Genomic DNA, 22,359 nt, shown 5'->3' on the forward strand with positions numbered 1-22,359 from the left:
ATGAATTGGCCAGTATCGGAAGAAAGTTCGCCTCCATCGTGAGTTAATTTGAGTTGGTGATTGAAATGAAGTGTTGTTTGCGGTAATCTAATCATGAGAAGAATCCTTTCTTTTGGTTAGTTCTTAGTCGATTTAACCTTAACAGAAATGGATTCTTTTTTCATTTTTTTAGTGAAAAAGAGAATCCCACAGGAAAGCCGATAAATCGCCTTTCCTGTGGGATTTTGTATTTGGGTATGAATAATTCAGGTTGAATTAAGTGCTAAGTGTGCAGAAAAGCTATATTTTTGTGGGTTACTATGCACATAATCCTCGACCACAATATCCCCCATAAGATTGATATAAACCACATCTTCAAAGTTAATGCTTTCAATGAAGCTGTTCACATCATCATCCATTAAAGCTTGTTTAATGATTGAGTTCTTCTTGATTTTATTGTACTTGTTTCTCTTCTTCTTCCGCTTCTTTAAGCAATCGCTGTTCTTTTTCTTTATCAATAAATTTTTCACTAAGTTTAGGAGACGTGCCTAAAACATCAATTTCATTTGAATTAAGCCTTAATTGATAAATTTGGTTCAGATGTAGGAAACTTTCTAGCAGATCAGCTCGGTGATGTTGCAGATGAAGCAGATGAAGTGATGACAAGTAGCGTGAACGAGGGCTTACAATCACAGAATGCTAGTTTAAACTATAAGCTGTTTTTAGAAGCCGTTCTAGGCGGAAGTCATGGTTTAAATCGCTACAGCTTCCATAAGGATGGTTCTGTTATTACGCTGGAAGAGAAATTACATAATAATCCTGCTTTAATTTCGGCCATGCTTGCTCAGGCAGAGGGTGCGAATATGTCAAATAAGGGTGCCTCTGTTATTCTACTAAAGGTGTTTCTATTAGACTTCATTGCCAATAAGCTCACTAACCACATACTCAACTCTGCGAATGCCTTTACTCAAGCAGTTAAATCCATTGAACAACAATCCACTCAGGCAGCACTTGAAACAAAATCCTTGTTTGTAAATACGGTTGGGTTTGGTGAATATGATTTATTGTCAGCTGGTGACGTAGAAGAAATATTTCAAGAATTGGCTCAGTCCCACGACAAAGGCGATGCACTATTCTTAGATGTCCAACTGTATGAAGAAGCCGTACAGTCAGCTGAAAAGCTTCAAGGTGAGGTTTCACAAGCGGGGGATTTTACAAGGTATTTAGTTAAAATGATGACAGAAAAAGATGAAACGCTGGCTGCTTACATTGCAGCAAAGTAAGGGGGAATTATAAATGGAGTTTGCTAGAAAGCCAGATCATACTTCGCAACTACTTCAAAATCTTGTCACGAGAAACAGCCCTTCGGTGACATCACTAAACAGCTCCAACATTGACACAACAAATCTCGAGCCGGATGAAATTGAAGCATTATTAAGTCAAAGAAGAATGTTACAAAAAAAAACCTTAGGCGAGCGATGAAAAATGCGATGTCTGCATCCCTTCAGCATACGAGGCAAGACGTACAAGCTCAGCTAAATGATATGCTTCATGACATCAAACACGAAGCGGCTAGCTGCAAAAGTTTAATCGAAGATAGCATGAAAGGTGAAGGGATTGATCAACTAGCGCTTGTTATTTCACTTGAACGAAGTAAGAACGTGGATGAAGCAGTTCCCACAGCGGTTTCTTCAATTGGCATTAAGAATTTATTCTTTTATAGATAATGAGTTACATAGAATGGAAAGCTCCGTGGCAAACCGCCACGGAGCTGTTTTTATTTAAGAACCCTTTACCATTACTACGCTTGTAGAATAACCTCACTATTTCCCAGGAAAGTACGAATGGTGTCTAACCATTATCGTCAAATTAGGTCAGTGTTCTTCAAATCTTCTTTTCGATAAAGTAAACCTACCGGCGGAATACAAGAAAAAGCGCGCTTTTCAAAAGGACAAATCTATGAAATCTGTATCGTTTGAAAAAATCGCAGAATCCTTTCATCCTCTCATTGTCTCGATGATTCAAAAGCATCATATTTATAAAGAACAAGAAGAATACTATCAGCTCGCTCTTATTGGGTTGTGGAAAGCTTACCAAAAGTTTGATGAAAGCAAAGGCTCGTTTTCGGCTTATGCTTACAGCACCGTGCGCGGCACCATTTTAATGGAGCTAAGAGCAAGCGTAAAACGAGACGAGCGAGAAGCGCTGACAGAAGATACGCTGTTGGTGATGCACCCAGACGATTCGCTTCCCGTGGCGCTGCAGTCGTCCATTATTAACGACATGATCCAACACCTCACGCCAAGAGAAAAGATTTATATTCTGGAATACCTATTAGGAGGCTATTCTTATAAGGAGCTTGCAGATAAGTACGGGGTATCGACAGGAGCGGTGAAAAACTGGGGGAAAGCAGCTAGGAAAAAGTTGAAAGAGACGCTTCCGTATTTATAAGAGTAAGAAGCAGAAGGCGGTAGCTTTCTGCTTTTTTATAATTAAACTAATAATTATGAATTTTGAGTAAAAAATACTAGATTTTTACAACTCTTTTTTATAAAATAGTAAAAAAGTAAAGGGGTTGGTGAAATGGAAGTAAACGAAAACTATGTTATAAACATTGACACAAAAGCGTTGAAGCCAGTTCAACACTTTCAGTACCAAACAAAAATTGTAGATGCGAAAGGCGAGTACTATTCCACGAAAACGTGCAAAGAACTACTCATGGAATCTTGCATTCAGCACCTCACAACCTTCGAGGGTGCACTATACGCCGTCAGAAAACGATTTGGCTTCACGAAAGAACCTCCGCTTGTCATCGATAAAGCCAACGAGCTCATTGTCATTCCGACAAAGTCTCCAACATCACATTTGTGCAGCTGGTATTTTCTATCCCATATCGACGTTACTCAGACGCTTTCTTCTTCGAAACAAGCTTCACAGATCATCTACTTTCACGATCAAACTTATCTTCCAACGTCACTTTCTCGGCACAGCTTAAAAGAAAAGCTATCAAAGGCTTTAACCGTACAGCACGATATTCGTAAGTAGTGGGTACATATTCGGTTGTAGGGTTAGCTGATAGATGCGGATTGCTAAGATTTTGTAAAGTTGCTTTCTAGACAGGAATGAGCATAGTTCATGATGCATTATATAAAGGGAACCATACGAGCAGTTAATTCATGAGCGAAAGCGCTATTCTGAGCTTATGAGAACCTCCATCGTGCTAGACGGACGAAATTGCTATTGCTTGGAAGACGTGAAGAAAGAAAAGATGATTTATGACTCGATTGGAAGAGATGTTGTTCAGAATATGAAAATGGTATTTGTCTAAACGAAAAAGCGCAGCAAGATTACTCTTGCTACGCTTTTTTTGATTTCTTAAATCGGTCATATAAATATAAAAACAACGCTCCGCCAATCGAATCAATGATTACATCAATAATGCGCCCATCGCGCCCTACGATAAATGCTTGATGAACTTCATCCATAAACGCAAATCCTGCAAGCAAGAGCCACGCAAGGACAAAGCGTCCTTTCATTTTTGGTAGGTTCCAATAGATTAACAGAGCTAGCAATCCAAAGAAAGAAAGATGAGCAATCTTTCGCAAAACAAACTCTGCATCAAACGCATATGTATACTGCGTGAAAAACTCACCGCTTGGGTCCAATATGGATTGAAGCGTAGCCGTGTGATCCCATACCGATTCATTTTGCCACGTGCCTGGGTCCGTCACCTTTAAGTGCGGCGTATGTGAAAAATTTGAAATGGCTAACAGTAAACCAATTAATAACACTCGTTTCAACATATAACTACGTCCTATTCTTTACCAGATTCTTTTATAGTAGGGAAAACAACAGGTAAATGCAAGAAAAATGGTGAGAATTCATACACCGATAGAACTATATCGAAAGACTTAATTATATAAGTCGGAAAGAAGTGGTTCTTTTTATTTAAAAACGTCTTTCTTCTATTACAAATATGTAAACGCTGTCATTTTGATTCCTAGAAAAAATAGAGAGATATCTTGTTAAACCCTATAACAAAGCCGTTTGCATTTACATAATTCTTTTAGCAAAGGAATTTTTATGTAAAAACAGGTTGTTAGGACTATTTAAATAGACTATAATTTAGCCGTAGAGTTCGACAGTAACAGTAAAGCATAAGACCTATTTTAAGGGCGAAAAAAGACATGAAGTGACACAAAATCTGTATTCGATATTTTTCGACAAAATAATTCATTGAACCTGTTTTGTCGCTGTGATAACATTAAAAAAGATTTTCGGGACTTTGGAAGGATTGAAGGTGTAAAGAAATGATTGACATACATTGCCATATACTACCTGGAGTGGACGACGGTGCGCAAACGATTGATGACAGTATTGAAATGGCGAGACAAGCAGTTTCAGAAGGCATTCGTACCATTGTGGCAACGCCCCATCATCAGAACGGAAAGTACATAAATGAGAAACAAGACATTCTAGAACTTGTACAGCAGCTGAACAACCGCCTGCTAGACGAGAATATACCTTTACCTATTTTACCAGGACAAGAGTCTCGTATATATGGAGAGCTAGTAGAGGACTATCAGGCTGGTAAAATACTAACCCTAAACGACACGTCAAAATACGTCTTCGTAGAGTTTCCTTCTAGCCAAGTGCCGCGTTATACAGAACGTTTATTATATGACATTCAATCAGAAGGCTTAACGCCAATTATCGTTCATCCTGAGCGAAACAGTCGGTTAATTGAAGAGCCAGATCTACTTTATAACTTTGTTAACAAAGGAGCTCTCACTCAAGTAACTGCCGGTAGCCTAACGGGACGATTCGGAAAGAAAATCAAAAAATTCTCACTAGACTTAATAGAAGCCAATCTAACGCACGTCATCGCTTCAGATGCTCATAATGTATCAGGGCGTAACTTCTACATGGAGCAAGCGAATGACGTGATTGAGTCAGAGTTCGGTGTGGACATGCTGTATTTGTTCCAAGACAACGCAGATGCGATTGTGAAGGGAAATGCATGTTTTAAAGATTCGCCTGAGAAGGTGAAAGTGAAGAAGAAATTATTTGGGATATTCTAATCAAACTTGTGAGAAGGTTCTCATAAGTTTGTTGTTTTTATTTTAAAGATAACTTTTTGATATAGGAATTTTAACATGGTGATACCTCCTTACCATTATCAACGGAGGTACTCGGCTGTACTGTGGGTGGCGAAATACATCACCTTAGACACGAATGTTGTCAAGAGTATGGTGTGAGGGTGGGTTAGATGCCCTAATTTACTATAAATGTTTATGAAAGATCTTATATAGGTTGAGCTTTTCCATAAGCATTTATTTATACATACATTAATGTACCAGTCAAAAAAGAAAACAAAATGAAAGAGGGAAATGCTATGAAAAAAGTACGTAAAGCCATTATTCCAGCAGCTGGTCTTGGAACACGTTTTTTACCAGCTACAAAAGCAATGCCAAAAGAAATGCTGCCAATCGTAGATAAGCCAACTATCCAATACATAGTCGAAGAGGCAATCGAATCAGGGATTGAAGACATCATCATCGTAACGGGTAAAGGAAAGCGCGCCATTGAAGATCATTTTGACTATGCGCCAGAGCTTGAAAATAACCTTATTGAAAAAGAGAAATTTGAACTACTTGAAAAAGTACGTCAATCATCAAATGTTGATATTCATTATATTCGTCAAAAAGAACCAAAAGGTTTAGGGCATGCGGTGTGGTGTGCGCGTAACTTTATTGGTAACGAGCCATTCGCAGTTCTACTAGGAGACGATATTGTCCAAGCTGAGACGCCATCACTACGCCAATTAATGAACGAATATGAAAATACATTGTCATCGGTTATTGGTGTTCAAACAGTAGGTGACGATCAAACGCATCGTTATGGAATCGTTGATCCAATTTCAAACGAAGGGCGTCGCTACCAAGTTAATACATTTGTAGAAAAGCCAGCTCCAGGCACAGCACCATCAAATCTAGCTATTATGGGACGCTATGTATTTACCCCTGAAATCTTTATGTTCTTAGAGCAGCAGGAAATTGGTGCAGGCGGAGAAATTCAGTTAACAGACGCAATTCAGAAGCTAAATGAAATTCAGCGTGTGTTTGCGTATGATTTTGAAGGTAAACGTTTTGACGTTGGAGAGAAGTTAGGGTTTATTGAAACGACGCTTGAGTTTGCTTTGCAACATGAAGATTTAAAATATCCTTTAATGGATTTTTTAAAGGGTTTATTAGAAAAGGAAAGTGTAAAATAGTATGAATAGTACAGCTACTAAACCTAAACTATCTTCAAATGAAAAAACACATGGATCACAACGTGGACGAACAGCCTTTTATTTATTTTCAAAGAGAATAGTTGATATTTTAGGAGCGGTTATTGCTTTAGTAATAACCCTTCCCGTTTTTTTATTGATTAGTCTTTTATATTTGTTTGGTAATAACAAAGGTCCGGTATTTTTCTCCCAAAAAAGGATAGGAAAATATGGAAAAGAATTCAAAATGTATAAATTTCGCTCAATGATTGTTAATGCAGAAGAAGTATTGAAAAAAGATAAATCATTGTATAAGAAATATATTCAAAATAGTTATAAGCTAGAAGCTCATGAAGATCCACGTATCACTAAGGTAGGGAAATTTTTGCGGGTAACTAGCTTAGATGAGTTGCCACAATTGATAAATGTATTAAAGGGAGACATGAGTTTAGTAGGGCCACGTCCAGTAATTAAAGAAGAATTGAAGGAGTATGAGTATAGATTAAAAGATTTTCTTAATGTGAAACCCGGAGTTACTGGCTACTGGCAAATTTGTGGCAGGAGTGAAGTAGGGTATCCAGAACGGGCAGACATAGAATTTTACTATATTGATAAAAGAGGAGTGAAATTAGATTGTGAAATAATTTTCAAAACAATTATATTAGTATTATCTAGAAAAGGTGCTTACTAATTATTTAGAGCATTTTCTTAATCTAAGATAGAGATTCAATTATTGGAGGAAAGATGAAAAAGATAATTTTTGTCAGCCATACATTTATAGGAGGGCCTTTTGTTGTCGGCTCTCATCATCTAGCACAAGCTTTTTCGAAAAAGGGCTACCAAGTAATTCATATCAGCACACCTTTTACACCACTGCATTATTTTAAAAAAAACGAAGTAAATATTATAAAAAAAGAAAGGGTAGGAAAAGCTTTACAGCTAAACGAAAATTTGATAGATTATATCCCTTTCACTTTCTCACCACCTTGGAGCACATTAAAATATTTATATAGTATTACGAATAAAAATTTATTTATGTCCTTGGCAAAGAAGAATATTCAAAAGGTTGTTGCTAAATTCTTTGGAAGCTTGGATGTAGATTATTTAATAATAGATCAACCTACTATGGTAGGAATCGAAGAAATGTTTAATGTAGAAAAGATAATTTATCGTCCAACAGATTTATACGCAGATATGTTAAATGATTCAAGTATAATTAATGCTGAAAAAAATATTATTAGTAAAGCTAATGGACTCATAGCAACATCGAAGCCTGTATTAGATCATATTAGATCATTTGATAATAGTCTACCTTATATGTTAGTAGAAAATGGTGTAGACTTTAAACATTTCTCAGAGCCACAATTGAAACCGGAATTTTATGAAACTCTTGAGGGTATAAAGGCTGTATATGCGGGTGCTATCGATGATAGACTAGACTTGGATTCCATAGTAAAACTAGCAAAAGAAAATTTAAATATTAATGTAATAGTAATTGGACCGATCGAAAACCAAGAGATTTTACAGCGATATTCTAATTTAAAAAACCTTCATTTTCTTGGTCCCATAAAATATAAAGAACTACCCGCATATTTACAGCACAGTGACATAGCACTGTTACCATTATCAAATCATAAGGCTAATAAAGGTAGAAGCCCTATGAAATTATATGAATATTTAACAACTGGGTTACCAGTGCTCACAAAAAAAACTGAAGAGCTAGAGCACAGAAATGAAAAATATGTATTCTTTTACGAAAATATTAGTACTGAAATTAGGAAACTCATTTCACTAGAGTTATCAAAGAAAGAAGTCAAAGAAGGTATTGAAAATTATAGCTGGGAAGCAAAATCTGAAAATATTATTAAATTCATTGATAAAGTTTAAAATGAATTTTGTAAGTTTTATCATAAAATGGATTGAGGATAAAAGATATTATGAAAAATTTATTAGTCGATGCTAGAATGATAAGAAGCTCTGGTATAGGAACATATTTAGAAAATATTCTCTCGCGTATAATAACTATGGAAAAAGGTTTTAATGTCACTTTATTAGGAGATAAAGAGATACTATCAGAGATGTTTCCTAATACTGATATAATTCATTGTACATGCTCTATTTACAGTATTAAAGAGCAAATAGAGCTAAATAGAAAAATTACAAAAGAATATGATTTATTCTGGTCACCTCATTACAACATTCCTGTTTTATCTTCTACTAAAATATTAGTGACAGTACATGATTTTTTCCATCTAGATATGCCACAGTTCGTAAGTGGTATTGATAAGAAGTTGTATTCGAAGTTTATGTTTAAAATATTAGCTAGAAAAGCGAATAAAGTTATTACAGTGTCAGAATTTAGTAAATCAAGAGCTCTTATCTACTTAGGAAGAAAGGCTGATTGTAAAGTAGATGTTGTATATAATGGGGTAAGCGAAGATTGGTTTAAATTTAGAGATAAAAAGAATTTTAATAAACCTTACATATTATATGTAGGGAATGTCAAACCTCACAAGAATTTACCAAGCCTGATTAAAGCTTATGAGACTTTACAAGTTGATATAAAGGAAAATTTAGTTATAGTTGGAAAGAAAGAAGGTTTTATTACTGGTGATGATAGTATATCTGAGATTAGCGAGAAATTAGGAAATAAAATAACTTTTACAGGATATGTTGGCGACGAAGAGTTAAAAGAATGGGTAAAAGGTGCTAAGGCATTAATTTTTCCATCCTTGTACGAGGGCTTCGGCTTGCCTCCTCTAGAAGCTATGGCATGTGGTACACCAGTTCTTACCTCTCATGCAGCTTCATTACCTGAAGTCTGTGAACAAGCTGCTATATATTTTGATCCTTATGACGTAGAAGATATAGCCGGAAAAATAAAAGAAACTTTACAAGATGAAGATAAATTACAAATGTTGTCAAAAAAAGGATTGGAACAAGCTGCGAAATTCACTTGGGAAAAAAGTGTTGAACAACACCTAAAGATTATTGAAAGTTTATTATAATTAAAGAGCTAACATTACTAAAATAAAAGGAAGACTATATAATGAAAATTTGTATTACAAATATGGGGTTCGGTCTAGGTGGTGTAGAAAGAGTTGCTATACAAATAGCAAATTCTTTATGTGATAAGGGTGAAGATGTGACCTTAATTGATTTTTCAGGTAAATATGATTTTTTTTATCATGTAGAAGATAAGGTTAAGATTCCTAAGGATATTAAACCTAGAACATTTAGCAGAAAGCTGATAAAGAGAGCTTTCTATTTTAAATATAGACTTAATAAAAATCCAATTAGTATATTAGATATTTATAAAGAACAAACATTTGATTTAATAAATCACTTACAAAAAAACAGTTATGATGTATTAATTTTATGTCAGAATACTTTAACAGCAGTTATTCCTACCATTAAAGAGTACATTCCAGAACTTAAAATTGTAGCTTGGCAACATAATAGTTATGATGTTTATATGGAAAATTATTGTAAAGAGTTTATTATTGACTATAAAAAAGGGCTAGAATTAGCAGATTTAGTAGTATGCTTAACAAATGCAGATTTAACTAATTTTAAAAAAATTAATTCTAATTCCAAAAAAATATATAACCCCCTAACTTTAAATAACCCCAAGTTGAGTAAATTAGATAACAAGAATATTATTTTTGTCGGTAGATTATCAATGGAACAAAAAGGATTAGATTACTTAATTAAAATTGCAAAACTAATAAATAGTGAATGGAAAATCATTGTGGTAGGTAAAGGAGATGATGAAAAGAGTTTTAGAACACTTATTAAAAATCAGAACCTAGAGAAGAAATTTATTTTAAAAGGCCCTTTACAACATGATGAGCTAAGAAACCTTTATGCTGAAGGTTCTATATTTATATCTACTTCCAGATGGGAAGGGTTTGGTTTAGTTATTACTGAAGCAATGGCATCTGGTTTACCAATAGTAAGTTTTGACAACTTTGGGCCTAAAGAAATATTACGTGAAGGAGAGTTTGGTGTATTAATAAAGAAGTATAATATAGAAGAATTTAAGTATTATATAAATGAATTAGTGAGCGATATATCTAAAAGGAAAGAATTACAATATAAAAGTTTAATAAGAGCAAAGGACTTTGCAATCGATAATATCATTAATGAATGGTTAGAACATTTATATTCAATTTAATTATTATCAGAAAATATTGATTTTTTTTGAGGTGAATGATAGAAGTATTTCTATTGATAAAATGAATAACTTTATTAAAAAACTTGTAGGATTTTCAGTTGGACCGGTTATTGGAGCTATGATTACATTCATCACAATACCTTTAACAACGCATTTTATTAATCCTAGTGAATATGGAAAAGCAAGTATATTCTTATTACTTCAAACTATTGTAGGAACTTTTCTATACTTAGGTGTGGATCAAGCTTATACTAGGGAGTACCATTCAATACAAAATAAAAAACATCTATTTCAAAACGCTATATTAATTCCTTTGATGTTAGCTTTTTTAATTTTTATAGTTATCTTATTGTTTTTAAGTGATATTTCTTTACTATTGTTTGGAGATGAGAAATTCAAAATTGCTACAATTCTATTTGGAATTATGATTATTGTTATGGTTGTTGAACGGTTTATTCTACTCTCATTAAGAATGCAAGAAAAAGCATTAGAATATTCTTTATTAACTATCTTAACCAAATTATCTATTCTTATATTTACTTTGATTTTTATATTCCTCTTAAGAAGAGATTTCTTAGCAATTGTATATTCTGCTATAATTGGTCAACTTTTAGCAGATCTTTATTTAATAATAAGATATAGAACTCTTTTTAAATATAAAGAGTTTTCTATTAATAAAAAATTATTAAAGCGCATGGTTTTGTTTGGTCTTCCCATTTTAATAGCTACGTCTATCTCGAGTCTTTTAAATTCATTAGACAGATTAGCTTTAAGAGCATGGAGTGATTTTTACGAAATTGGTATTTTTACTGCTACGTTAAAAATTGCAGGTGTTTTGAGTATTATACAATTGAGTTTTACCAGTTTTTGGACTCCTACTGCTTACAGATGGTATGATCAAAAAAAAGATATAAAATATTTTAAATTAGTTAGTGATGGAATACTCTTATGTATGTCGCTTATTTTTATGTTTATAGTAGGATTCAAAGATTTAATTGTTTATATACTGTCTCCAGAATATTCAGATGCTAGGTACATAGTAGCTTTCTTATGTTTACAACCGATTATATATACTGTTAGCGAAACTACAAGTTTAGGGATAGTATTTTCTAGGAAAACTTATTTGAGTATATGGGTAGGAGTAGTAGCTGTAGTTCCAAATTTTATTATTAATCTATTGTTAGTTCCCAAATTAGGAGCCTTAGGTGCAGCAATAGCAACTTCTGTATCATATATTTGCTTTTTTATAGCTCGAACATATTTTTCATCAAAGAATGGAATGTCATTTTCTGTTGTAAATCATTATATTGTATTGACTATATTATTTTTTACAGCTATTGCTAATGCTTATTTACAAAGCTATCTTACTCTAACTAATTCATTAATATTTGTAATATTAATTATTTTACAAGCTTCTACTATAAAAAAGATTTTTGATCTTTACAAAAGTGAAAAATTTAAAGTGAAAAATAAGGAGAAAATATCTGTTTGAATCTTGTTTTAAAATTAAAATTTTATGGTATAAGATGGAGAAAATATGAAAATCGCTATTTTATGTAATGAAGTAAAACCAGTTCCAGCAGTAAAGGGTGGAGCGGTAGAAACCTTAGTGGATTTACTAATTAAAAATAACGAAAGTTATTCAAAGCCAATTGATATTACTGTCTATTCGAAATATGATAAAAAAGCTGAAATGAGTAGTAAAGGGGTAAAAAATACAAATTTTAAATTTATCAAGTATAATTCTTTATACGAAACAAGTTTTACTATAGTGGAAAAAATATTGGCGAAATTTAGATTGAAAAAGTTCATGTACTTTACGCTTACACATCCATATGTAATAAATGTAACGAAAGAGCTTAGGGAACAAAAATATGATTGGATTATAGTTGAAAACAGGCCTTTATATATAAATTATTTAAGAAAATATCTTAAGAATGAAAATATTGCTTTACATTTGCATAATGATACTATAAATGTAGAAAATTCTTATTCTGTAAAAGTTATTCAACTATTTGATAAAGTTCTTTCGGTTAGTGATTATATAAGTAGAAGGATTTTACAAGTATGCGAAAGTGAAGATTCCTATAAAATACGGACATTAGAAAATAGAATAGATACTAATCAATTTAAGCCTAATAAAACTTATGAGTCATTTTTGTCTAAAAAATATAAGTTTACTCAAGAAGACCTAATATTACTATATCACGGAAGAATAATTCCGGAGAAAGGTGTTCTAGAGTTAATAAAAGCGTTTAAAAAAGCATTGAGAAAAAATTCTTTTCTAAAGCTTGTTATCATAGGTGAACTCAACGAAGGCAATTATGTAGAAGAAGTGAGAAATGAACTTAATTCACTGCCTCAAAATAAAGTTATATTAACAAACTATGTTGAACATAGCCATTTACCCAAATACTTAAACGGTGGGGATATTATTATATTGCCATCTCTTTGGAGTGAGCCTTTTGGTTTAACTATTGTTGAATCGATGGCAGTAGGAAAACCTATAATCTCCACTAGAGTAGGTGCAATTCCTGAAATTTTATCTGATGATTGTGGAGTACTAGTAGATGTAAATGAAAATTTAATTGATAATCTTTCAAATCAAATCCTTAGAGTTTCAAGCGATAAAGAGTACCGTGTATTATTAGGAAAACAAGCTAGGGAAAAAGTAGTTAATAATTATGGCTCAGAGCTGTATCTATGTGATTTGATACATAAGTTAAAAGAGTAGATAACTAATAAAAAATTAGGGAGTTGTTTAAATTGATTAATATAACAGTAGCTGGTACTGGTTATGTAGGGCTAGTAACAGGAGTATGTTTAGCTGAAGTTGGTCATAATGTAACTTGCGTAGATACAGATCAAGAAAAGATTGAGCTTTTAAACAAAGGGAATTCTCCAATATTCGAACCAGGCCTAGATGAACTTATTACAAAAAACTTGTTTTCACAAAAGTTAACATTTACAACTGATTATAAAAGTTCATATGCATCTTCAGATATTATATTTATTGGAGTAGGAACCCCGGAAAATGAAGACGGATCGGCTAACTTAAATTTTGTTTATACAGTTGCTCGTCAAATAGCTGAGACTGTCGAACGAAATTGCATAGTTGTAATAAAGTCTACAGTTCCAGTAGGAACAAATGATAAGGTAGAAAGGTTAATAAAATTACACTTAAACAGCAAAGTTAACATAGAAGTTGTTTCTAACCCTGAGTTCCTTGCCCAAGGTACAGCTGTTCGTGATACACTTTCAGCATCTCGAATTGTTATTGGAGCCGAAAGTCAATATGCGAAACAGAAATTAAGTCAAGTTTATGAACCTTTTAATATTCCTATCATTACAATGGATCGTCGTAGTGCAGAAATGGTTAAATATGCTTCAAATGATTTTTTAGCTTTAAAAATATCATTTGTGAATGATATTGCTAATTTATGCGAAAAAGTAGGTGCTAACATTGAGGATGTTACCGCAGCAATGGGCTATGATAATCGTATTGGAGACAAGTTTTTACATGCAGGGATTGGATATGGGGGATCCTGTTTTCCAAAGGATACTAAGGCGTTACATTGGTTATCAGAAGAAGAAGGTTATATTTTGCGAACTGTAAAAGCAGCCATAGAGGTAAATGAAAAGCAGAAGTTTAAATTAATTAAAATGGCTAGAGAAGATTTTCCATTCTTTAAAGGTCTTAAAGTAGCAGTTTTAGGTCTTACTTTTAAGCCAGGAACCGATGACTTAAGAGAAGCACCTTCAGTGCCCAATATTCAATTATTAATTGATGAAGGTGCTGAAGTGCAAGTTTATGATCCTATAGGAATGGAAAAATTCAGAAAATTATACAGTGACACTCAAATTATTTATAGAAATTCTATTGAAGATACTCTAAAAGAAGCTGATTTGTGCTTTATATTTACTGAGTGGGATGAGTTTAAAAATATGGATGTTGAATTATTTAGTAAACATATGAAATCTCCTTTTGTATATGATGGACGTAACTGCTTTAAACTATCTGAAATGAGAAAAGTAACGGTAAACTATAAGTCAATTGGTCGCCCTTATTTATTAAATAATGAGACTAAAAAGATGCAACCTTTAGACTATATAAAGTAAAGAAGGGAACCTTTGAAATGAAAGTAGCTATTATACAAGATTGGCTTGTTACTTATGCGGGTGCAGAAAAGGTACTAGAAGAAATCTTAAAAATATATCCTCACGCAGATTTATTTAGTCTCGTTGACTTTCTACCAGAAAATCAACGAGATTTTATTTTGAATAAAAAAGTTAATACATCTTTTATTCAAAAAATGCCTATGGCGAAGAAGAAATATCGAAGCTATTTACCATTTATGCCTTTAGCTATTGAACAATTGGATGTTTCTAAATATGATATTGTTATTTCTAGTTCTCATGCTGTGGCTAAAGGAGTCATTACTGGACCAGATCAGCTCCATATTTCTTACGTTCATTCTCCAATTCGATATGCTTGGGACTTGCAACACCAATATCTTCAGGAAGCTGGGCTAAATAAAGGTTTAAAAGGTATGCTAGCAAAAGTGATGCTACATAACATTCGTAACTGGGATTATCGTACATCTAATGGTGTAGATTACTTTTTGTCAAACTCTAACTTTATTGGAAAGCGTATATGGAAAGTATATCATCGTGAGGCCGAAACTATTTATCCACCAGTGGATGTATCCGCATTTACTATGGGAGACAAAAAAGAAGATTTCTATTTAACGGCATCTCGCATGGTTCCTTATAAAAAAATTAATCTTATTGTCGAAGCATTTAGTAGCATGCCTGATAAAAAGCTAGTTGTTATCGGTACAGGACCTGACTTTGAAAAGATTAAAGCAATCGCAACACCAAACGTGACGTTATTAGGCTATCAATCGTTTGAAGTACTAAAAGATCACATGCAGCGTGCTAAAGCTTTTGTATTTGCAGCCGAAGAAGATTTTGGTATTACACCTGTTGAGGCTCAGGCTTGTGGAACTCCTGTTATAGCTTATGGAAAAGGTGGAGCTTTAGAAACAGTAAATGCTTTTGGAGAAGTAAGTGAAGCTACCGGCCTGTTCTTTAAAGAACAAACTCCAGAGGCAATTATTAATAGTGTAAAGCGCTTTGAAGAGATTGAGAACTTCATTTCTCCAGATGATTGTCGTGAGAATGCTTTACGATTCTCTCCAGAGAGATTTAGAGAAGAATTTAGAGATTTTGTTGAAAAGAAACTAAACAAAAAAATAGTTCGAGAAAAAGTTGAGGTGTAAATAATGAAACTTGTACTTTTATCAGGTGGATCAGGTAAACGTTTATGGCCATTATCAAATGATTCACGCTCAAAACAATTTTTAAAAGTATTAGAAGATAAAGAATCAAATTTACAATCTATGGTTCAGCGAGTATGGAATCAAATTAGTAACGTAGGATTTGCTGAATCAACTGTAATTGCAACAGGAAAATCACAAGAGGACATGATCAAAAGCCAGCTTGATAATCAAGCTGGCTTAATTATTGAACCTTGTCGTCGTGATACGTTTCCAGCAATTGCACTAGCGGCTTCTTATGTATATAGCGTTAAAGAATCAGACTTAGATGAAGTTGTTGCTATCTTACCAGTTGATCCATATGTTGATGATGCGTTTTTCAGTCGTGTTAAAGACTTAGAGACAGCGGTACAAGATAGTGGTGCGGATTTAGCGTTAATTGGTGTAACTCCAACGTATCCTTCTTCTAAATATGGATATATTGTACCAACAGTAAGCCAAAGTGAGACAGACTATCTGCCAGTTCAGCGCTTTACTGAAAAGCCTTCTGAAGCAGCAGCAAGTGCGTTAATTCAAGATGGAGCGCTTTGGAACTGTGGTGTATTTGCTTTTAAGTTAGGATACGTAATTTCAATTCTAGAAGAGAAGGGGCTTCCTACTCAATATGAAGAATTGTTAAAACAATATGCGACGTTACCTAAAATTAGTTTTGACTATGAAGTGGTTGAAAAAACACAAAACATTGTGGTTCTTCCATACAATGGGTATTGGAAGGATCTTGGAACGTGGAATACTTTAACGGAAGAGATGGCCACTAAGCAAATTGGTAAGGGTGTTATTAGTGAAGATAGTGAAAATGTTCACTTAATTAATGAGTTAGATATCCCTGTTACAGTTTTAGGTGGTTCTAATTTAGTTGTAGCAGCTAGTCCTGATGGAATTCTTGTTTCTGATAAGGAAGCAAGCCCTCGAATTAAAGAGTTAGTCGGAGCTTTTGATAACCGTCCAATGTATGAAGAGCGCCGTTGGGGATGGTATAAAGTACTTGATTATACAAAGCTTGAAGAAGATAAGGAAGTTTTAACTAAGCGTATCGGTGTAGCTGCTGGGAAGAATTTAAGCTATCAGCTTCATGATTATCGTGACGAGGTGTGGACAATCATTAAAGGTGAAGGCGAATTTATTCTAAATGATGAAATACGTACCGTAAAGCCTGGAGATGTCTTGCAAGTTCAAGCTGGAGAAAAGCATGCAATTAGAGCAACAACAGACTTAGAAATTATTGAAGTTCAAACTGGAACTCAATTAATTGAAGAGGATATTGTACGTTTATATATGACGTGGGAAGAAATTGAAGAGAACGTATTAGGTGTAAAAAGAGCATAATAATGTAGAAAAGCAGGTAAAGTACCTGCTTTTTTGTTTGATATAAAGGAAGGAAATTCATGCCCCATTTTTCTATATATGAAGTTCAAGAAGAGAAAACAAATTCGTGGTTTAAGATTTCACCTGAACGCGGTGGAATAGTGACTAGTATAGGCTTACACGGCCAAGAAATTTTATACCTCAACGAGGAAACTTTTTATGATGAAACGAGTAATGTTCGTGGTGGTATCCCCATTTTATTTCCTATCTGTGATCGACTAGAAAATAATCAGTATCAGATAGATAATGAAATATTTACGATGAAAAATCATGGCTTTGCTCGAAATATGCCTTGGACAGTGAAGAATGTAGATAAGACTAATAAATTTATTACTCTTGAGCTGATAAGTAACGAAGATACTTATAGTCAATATCCGTTTCACTTTCATTTGATATTTACATTTGAGATATGTGAAGGCGAGTTTATTATGCATCAGTCTTATAAGAATATTTCAGGTAAGATGATGCCTTTTTATGCTGGCTTTCATCCATATTTTAAAGTCGACAATAAAGATATTGCTTTGATTACAGATGCTAAAAAGTATTTAGATGTAAATGATAATAAAGTAAAAGAGATAGACAGTAATTTAGATTTAACAAAGACACAAGAAGCTCTTATTCTATTGGATACGAAAGAACCAAAGATTATGTTTCCAATTAATCCTAAACAGTCCCTGGTTTTAAAGTATAGTAGAGAATTTAACTATATGACGTTGTGGTCTGAGCCAGAAAAAGAATTTCTTTGTGTAGAACCTTGGATGGCTAAGCCCAATTCATTAAATACAAAAGAAGATATTCAATATATAAAGCCTGGTGAGATATTACATACATTTTTAACAATTTCATTAAAGGAAAGATAAGAGGAGATGTAAATAGGTGAAGCAACCCATTTTTTTAAAGCCATTATTTCAAGAAAGAATTTGGGGTGGGACCCAACTAAATGATACATACGGCTATCAAATTCCATCTAACCAAACGGGGGAGTGCTGGGCTATTTCTGCGCACCCAAATGGACAAAGCATAGTACGATACGGAGATTTTGAAGGCAAAACGCTAGGAGAGCTATGGTCAGAACGTCCTGATTTGTTTGGGCACTTTGAAAGTGATCGATTCCCGCTTTTAACGAAAATTTTAGACGCAAACGATGATTTATCGGTACAGGTTCATCCAAACGATGAGTATGCAAAAGAGTATGAATTTGGTGAACTTGGTAAAACGGAATGTTGGTACATTATTGATTGTGATGAGGATGCGGATATGATTTTTGGTCATCACGCTAAGTCAAAAGAAGAGTTTATTCAAATGATTAATGAAGGTCATTGGGATGATTTATTGCAGCGTGTGAAAATTAAACCCGGTGATTTTTTCTATGTACCAAGCGGAACAATTCACGCACTTTGTAAAGGAACACTCGTTCTTGAAACACAGCAAAGCTCAGATACGACGTATCGTGTTTATGACTACGACCGCGTAGGACAAAATGGAGAACTACGTGAACTTCATATTGAAAAAGCTATTGAAGTAACAACGGTTCCTCACACGGCTACAAAGGTAGAGCCAACTCTGGCTAAAATGAAGGGATCGACAATTACAACGTTTGTAGAAGAAGACTACTTTACAGTCTATAAATGGGATATCGAATCAAGAGCTGAACTAGTTCAAGATGGTCCCTTCACTCTAGGAAGCGTAATTGAAGGAATTGGAACGTTAATTACAAGCGAAGGTGAATTTGCTTTACAAAAAGGTGATCACTTTCTTCTCCCTAATGGAGTTGAAACATTCGAAATAGAAGGTCAATTATCTATCATTGCATCTCATCCAAATCATAAAGGAGGCACACAGCAGCATGTGGCAGGAACAGCTAACGAAATGGCTAACGTTTGAGCAATTAGATAGTGAGTTAAAAGGTTTACTAAATAAAATGAAAGAGAACGAAAAAGCAGCAGAAGATGCGTTCTACAAAAATCTTGAGTTTGGAACAGGCGGCATGCGCGGAGAGCTTGGACCAGGCACAAACCGCTTAAATATCTATATGGTTCGTAAAGCAACAGAAGGACTTGCTCGTTATATTGATGAAAATGGTGAAAGTGCAAAGAAGCGTGGAGTCGTGGTTGCTTATGATTCTCGCCACAAGTCACCTGAATTTGCTTTAGAAGTAGCCAAGGTATTAGGAAAGCACGGAATTAAGACATACATCTTTAATGAGCTACGTCCAACACCTGAGCTATCGTTTGCAGTACGTCATTTACAAGCATTTGCAGGCATTGTGATTACAGCTAGCCATAATCCACCGGAGTATAACGGTTATAAGGTATACGGTGAAGACGGCGGACAAATTCCACCCCAAGCAGCGGATACAATTATTTCTTACGTCAACGCAGTAGAAAATGAACTAACGGTGCCGATATTAGAAGAAGCAGAACTTCTTGAACAAGGCCTGTTATCTTACATTGGTGAAGAAATAGATCAAGCATATGTTGGAGCCTTACAAACGATTCAACTGAATCGTGAGCTTGTTGAAAACGTAGGCAGTGAGCTAAAGATTGTATTTACACCGCTACATGGTACGGCAAATAAGCCAGTTCGCGACGGCTTAGCAGCTTTTGGATTTACAAACGTAACGGTTGTAAAAGAACAAGAGCTACCGGATCCTAATTTTTCGACAGTCAAGTCACCAAACCCCGAAGAACACGCAGCGTTTGAGCTTGCAATTCAATACGGGAAAAAAATCGATGCAGACCTTCTAATGGGTACAGACCCTGATGCAGATCGTTTGGGAGTAGCGGTTAAAAATTCAAGCGGTGAATACGTTGTGCTCACAGGTAACCAGATGGGTGCATTGATGCTTCACTATTTACTGTCACAAAAGAAAGAAAAAGGTCTTCTTCCTGAAAACGGCGTAGTTGTGAAGACAGTTGTTACGTCTGAAATTGGTCGTGCCATTGCATCTAGCTTTGGTTTAGAAACGATTGATACGCTAACAGGCTTTAAATTTATCGGTGAAAAGATTAATGAGTTTGAGCAAACAAAGTCGCATACGTTCCAGTTTGGGTATGAAGAAAGCTACGGCTATTTAATAGGTGACTTTGTGCGCGATAAAGATGCCGTTCAATCAGCTATTTTTGCTGCTGAAGTGGCAGCTTTTTATAAGGCGCAAGGAAAGTCATTGTATGATGGGTTACTAGAAATTTTTGAAACGTATGGCTTCTACAAAGAGTCATTAGAATCGCTTACTCTAAAAGGAAAAGACGGAGCAGAGCAAATTGCAGGTATTCTTTCAGCATTTCGTGATAACCCACCAAAAGAAGTAGCTGGAGTGAAAGTAGTAGCGGTTGAAGACTATCAATCTAATGAAAAAACAAATCTACTTGATGGTAAGGTAGAAAGCATTCAGTTGCCTACGTCAAACGTGCTGAAGTTTCATTTAGAAGACGGCTCTTGGTTTACGGTTCGTCCATCTGGAACGGAGCCAAAAGCGAAGTTTTATTTTGCTGTAAAAGGTCAATCACTTATAAATAGTCAAGAGTTGTTAGAGAGCTTGCAGGGAGAAGTCATGTCTTTAGTTAACCAATTAATTGGCATAAAAGCTTGAAATACTTCTCCATCTCTAGAGATATTAAGGGTGGAGGGATTATACAGCTACACCAAATAGCAACAAATATTTAATAATATTGTAAAAACGATATAGATAAATATATCTATGTCTATTATAATAGAATTTGTATTATTTTTGATTCTATTAAGTATTCGGAGGTCATCATGGAAGAAACAATTAGTTTGAAAGAATTGTTTCAGACATTGAAAAAGCGTCTTTGGTTAATTGCGTTAATTACAATGATTGCGGCTATTATTAGTGCCGTTGTTAGCTTCTTTGTAATGACGCCAATTTACGAATCAAAAACGCAAATTCTTGTAAACCAAGCAAAGTCTGATGAGCAATTATATAATAACAACCAAGTGCAAACAAACATTCAGTTAATCAATACCTATAATCAAATTATTACCAGTCCTGTTATTTTGGATACGGTACGAGCGGAACTAAATCTAGATCGCTCCGTTGATGATTTAAAAGAACAAATTCAGGTTAGCAGCGCTAAAGATTCTCAAGTTGTTGACTTAACAGTTCAAGATGAATCACCACATATGGCAGCCAAGATTGCCAATACGACGGCTGAAGTATTTCAAAGCAAAATTTCAAAGTTAATGAACGTGGATAATGTGAATATCCTATCAAAAGCAGAAGTAGGGAAAGATATCGCTCCTGTAAAACCACAGCCATTACTAAACATTGCGATTGCAATTGTTGTTGGATTAATGGTTGGTGTCGGAGTAGCTTTCCTACTTGAATACTTAGATAACACGTTAAAAACAGAGCAAGACATCGAGCAAATTCTTGAACTTCCTGTGATTGGTATTATTACTAACATTAAAGATGTACCAAAAGCAACGGTTCGTCAGACTGAACCAATAGGACGTGCACAAAGAACGCGAGGTGAGACGTTTGGCTCGTAAAGCAAAAGATGCAAAGAATGATAAGTTATTAACGCTAAAACGTCGTTTACTCGCTCATAATAGTCCGAAAGACCCTGTTGCTGAACAGTATCGTACGATTCGTACAAACGTTCAATTCTCTAATGCAGATGAGAATATTAAGTCTATTCTTTTAACGTCAACAGGTCCTGGAGAAGGAAAGTCCACAACGTCTGCGAACTTGGCAACCGTTTACGCTCAGCAAGGCTTAAAGGTATTGTTAATTGATGCGGATTTACGTAAGCCGACGGCTCACTACACATTCCGCTTAGAGAACCACATTGGTTTTACCAACGTATTAACGAAACAATCTACGTTGGAGCAAGCTGTGCAAGAATGTGAGGTACCGAACTTACATATCTTAACGAGTGGTCCCATTCCACCAAACCCGTCTGAGCTTTTAGGCTCTAAGTATATGGGAGAAGTGTTAGCTCAAATGAAGCGTGAGTTTGATATGGTGATTTTTGATACGCCTCCAGCTCTTGCAGTAACGGATTCACAAATTTTAGCTAACCAGGTTGATGGTACAATTCTTGTTGTCAGCAGTGGCAAAACGGATAAAGAAGCTGCGCAAAAAGCAAAAGAAGTTCTTGTTAATGCGAACAGTAAGCTACTTGGCGTTGTGTTAAACAACCGTAAAGTGGAAGAAGGAAGCAACTACTACTATTATTACGGTGCCAATTAATGTATTTATACCC

23 protein-coding genes are annotated in these 22,359 nt (G+C 34.6%); 21 read left to right on the forward strand and 2 right to left on the reverse strand.

Annotated elements, in window-relative coordinates; genetic code table 11:
• Positions 1-245: 245 nt before the first annotated feature.
• On the reverse strand, positions 246-497 hold the full coding sequence (locus A2U94_RS21165; RefSeq protein ID WP_156482243.1) for a hypothetical protein: 252 nt from the start codon (positions 495-497) through the stop codon (positions 246-248).
• 141 nt (positions 498-638) lie between these two features.
• Between A2U94_RS21165 and A2U94_RS12195 the strand changes: the two genes are divergently transcribed.
• The 5 genes from A2U94_RS12195 to A2U94_RS12215 all read left to right on the forward strand — a co-directional run bounded on the left by A2U94_RS12195 (position 639) and on the right by A2U94_RS12215 (position 3,024).
• Positions 639-1,262: a hypothetical protein gene (locus A2U94_RS12195; RefSeq protein WP_062954530.1), complete on the forward strand. Its 624-nt coding sequence runs from the start codon at positions 639-641 to the stop codon at positions 1,260-1,262.
• A gap of 13 nt (positions 1,263-1,275) precedes the next feature.
• Positions 1,276-1,461, forward strand: a complete 186-nt coding sequence (locus A2U94_RS12200; RefSeq protein ID WP_062954532.1) for a hypothetical protein — start codon at positions 1,276-1,278, stop codon at positions 1,459-1,461.
• Positions 1,458-1,706: a hypothetical protein gene (locus A2U94_RS12205; protein ID WP_062954534.1), complete on the forward strand. Its 249-nt coding sequence runs from the start codon at positions 1,458-1,460 to the stop codon at positions 1,704-1,706. Before A2U94_RS12200 ends, A2U94_RS12205 begins: the two co-directional genes overlap by 4 nt.
• Positions 1,707-1,938: 232 nt before the next feature.
• Positions 1,939-2,430, forward strand: coding sequence for a sigma-70 family RNA polymerase sigma factor (locus tag A2U94_RS12210; RefSeq protein WP_062954536.1), 492 nt, complete (start codon positions 1,939-1,941; stop codon positions 2,428-2,430).
• 132 nt (positions 2,431-2,562) lie between these two features.
• A complete protein-coding gene (locus tag A2U94_RS12215; protein WP_062954538.1) occupies positions 2,563-3,024 on the forward strand; it encodes a competence protein ComK in 462 nt (153 codons plus the stop codon).
• A gap of 311 nt (positions 3,025-3,335) precedes the next feature.
• Here A2U94_RS12215 and A2U94_RS12220 read toward each other — a convergent pair whose 3' ends face one another.
• Positions 3,336-3,782, reverse strand: a complete 447-nt coding sequence (locus tag A2U94_RS12220) for a VanZ family protein (RefSeq protein WP_062954540.1) — start codon at positions 3,780-3,782, stop codon at positions 3,336-3,338.
• Positions 3,783-4,289: 507 nt separating this feature from the next.
• Between A2U94_RS12220 and A2U94_RS12225 the strand changes: the two genes are divergently transcribed.
• The 16 genes from A2U94_RS12225 (at position 4,290) to A2U94_RS12300 (ending at position 22,346) form a co-directional block, all read left to right on the forward strand.
• Positions 4,290-5,060 (forward strand): tyrosine-protein phosphatase, encoded by a 771-nt coding sequence (locus tag A2U94_RS12225; protein ID WP_062954541.1) that lies wholly within the window; start codon positions 4,290-4,292, stop codon positions 5,058-5,060.
• 314 nt (positions 5,061-5,374) lie between these two features.
• Complete coding sequence (gene galU, locus A2U94_RS12230) at positions 5,375-6,253, forward strand: UTP--glucose-1-phosphate uridylyltransferase GalU (RefSeq protein WP_062954543.1); 879 nt, start codon at positions 5,375-5,377, stop codon at positions 6,251-6,253.
• A gap of 1 nt (position 6,254) precedes the next feature.
• Entirely contained in the window at positions 6,255-6,941 is a 687-nt protein-coding gene (locus A2U94_RS12235) for a sugar transferase (protein WP_061786107.1), read from the forward strand.
• Between the two features lie 53 nt (positions 6,942-6,994).
• The gene (locus A2U94_RS12240; protein WP_062954545.1) at positions 6,995-8,137 is read left to right on the forward strand and encodes a GumK N-terminal domain-containing glycosyltransferase; all 1,143 of its coding nucleotides are present in this window, start codon (positions 6,995-6,997) and stop codon (positions 8,135-8,137) included.
• 50 nt (positions 8,138-8,187) lie between these two features.
• Positions 8,188-9,258 carry a glycosyltransferase family 4 protein gene (locus A2U94_RS12245; protein WP_062954546.1) on the forward strand — a complete coding sequence of 357 codons (1,071 nt, stop codon included), beginning with the start codon at positions 8,188-8,190 and terminating at the stop codon, positions 9,256-9,258.
• A 41-nt stretch (positions 9,259-9,299) separates the two neighbouring features.
• Positions 9,300-10,427 carry a glycosyltransferase gene (locus A2U94_RS12250; RefSeq protein WP_062954548.1) on the forward strand — a complete coding sequence of 376 codons (1,128 nt, stop codon included), beginning with the start codon at positions 9,300-9,302 and terminating at the stop codon, positions 10,425-10,427.
• Between the two features lie 16 nt (positions 10,428-10,443).
• Positions 10,444-11,919: a lipopolysaccharide biosynthesis protein gene (locus A2U94_RS12255; RefSeq protein WP_231882759.1), complete on the forward strand. Its 1,476-nt coding sequence runs from the start codon at positions 10,444-10,446 to the stop codon at positions 11,917-11,919.
• Positions 11,920-11,964: 45 nt separating this feature from the next.
• Positions 11,965-13,161, forward strand: coding sequence for a glycosyltransferase family 4 protein (locus A2U94_RS12260; protein WP_062954551.1), 1,197 nt, complete (start codon positions 11,965-11,967; stop codon positions 13,159-13,161).
• Positions 13,162-13,193: 32 nt separating this feature from the next.
• Complete coding sequence (locus A2U94_RS12265) at positions 13,194-14,546, forward strand: UDP-glucose dehydrogenase family protein (RefSeq protein ID WP_062954552.1); 1,353 nt, start codon at positions 13,194-13,196, stop codon at positions 14,544-14,546.
• Between the two features lie 17 nt (positions 14,547-14,563).
• Positions 14,564-15,709 carry a glycosyltransferase family 4 protein gene (locus A2U94_RS12270; RefSeq protein ID WP_062954554.1) on the forward strand — a complete coding sequence of 382 codons (1,146 nt, stop codon included), beginning with the start codon at positions 14,564-14,566 and terminating at the stop codon, positions 15,707-15,709.
• Between the two features lie 3 nt (positions 15,710-15,712).
• Positions 15,713-17,092, forward strand: a complete 1,380-nt coding sequence (locus tag A2U94_RS12275; RefSeq protein WP_062954555.1) for a sugar phosphate nucleotidyltransferase — start codon at positions 15,713-15,715, stop codon at positions 17,090-17,092.
• A gap of 59 nt (positions 17,093-17,151) precedes the next feature.
• Positions 17,152-17,991, forward strand: a complete 840-nt coding sequence (locus tag A2U94_RS12280) for an aldose epimerase family protein (protein WP_062954556.1) — start codon at positions 17,152-17,154, stop codon at positions 17,989-17,991.
• A gap of 16 nt (positions 17,992-18,007) precedes the next feature.
• The gene (gene manA / locus A2U94_RS12285; RefSeq protein WP_062954558.1) at positions 18,008-19,015 is read left to right on the forward strand and encodes a mannose-6-phosphate isomerase, class I; all 1,008 of its coding nucleotides are present in this window, start codon (positions 18,008-18,010) and stop codon (positions 19,013-19,015) included.
• Positions 18,978-20,723: a phospho-sugar mutase gene (locus A2U94_RS12290; protein WP_062954559.1), complete on the forward strand. Its 1,746-nt coding sequence runs from the start codon at positions 18,978-18,980 to the stop codon at positions 20,721-20,723. Before manA ends, A2U94_RS12290 begins: the two co-directional genes overlap by 38 nt.
• A gap of 167 nt (positions 20,724-20,890) precedes the next feature.
• Positions 20,891-21,643, forward strand: a complete 753-nt coding sequence (locus A2U94_RS12295) for a YveK family protein (RefSeq protein ID WP_062954561.1) — start codon at positions 20,891-20,893, stop codon at positions 21,641-21,643.
• The gene (locus A2U94_RS12300; protein WP_062954562.1) at positions 21,633-22,346 is read left to right on the forward strand and encodes a CpsD/CapB family tyrosine-protein kinase; all 714 of its coding nucleotides are present in this window, start codon (positions 21,633-21,635) and stop codon (positions 22,344-22,346) included. Before A2U94_RS12295 ends, A2U94_RS12300 begins: the two co-directional genes overlap by 11 nt.
• Positions 22,347-22,359 lie beyond the last annotated feature (13 nt).

Source organism: Bacillus sp. VT 712 (genome assembly GCF_001614195.1).
GTDB lineage: Bacteria > Bacillota > Bacilli > Bacillales > Bacillaceae_H > Priestia > Priestia flexa.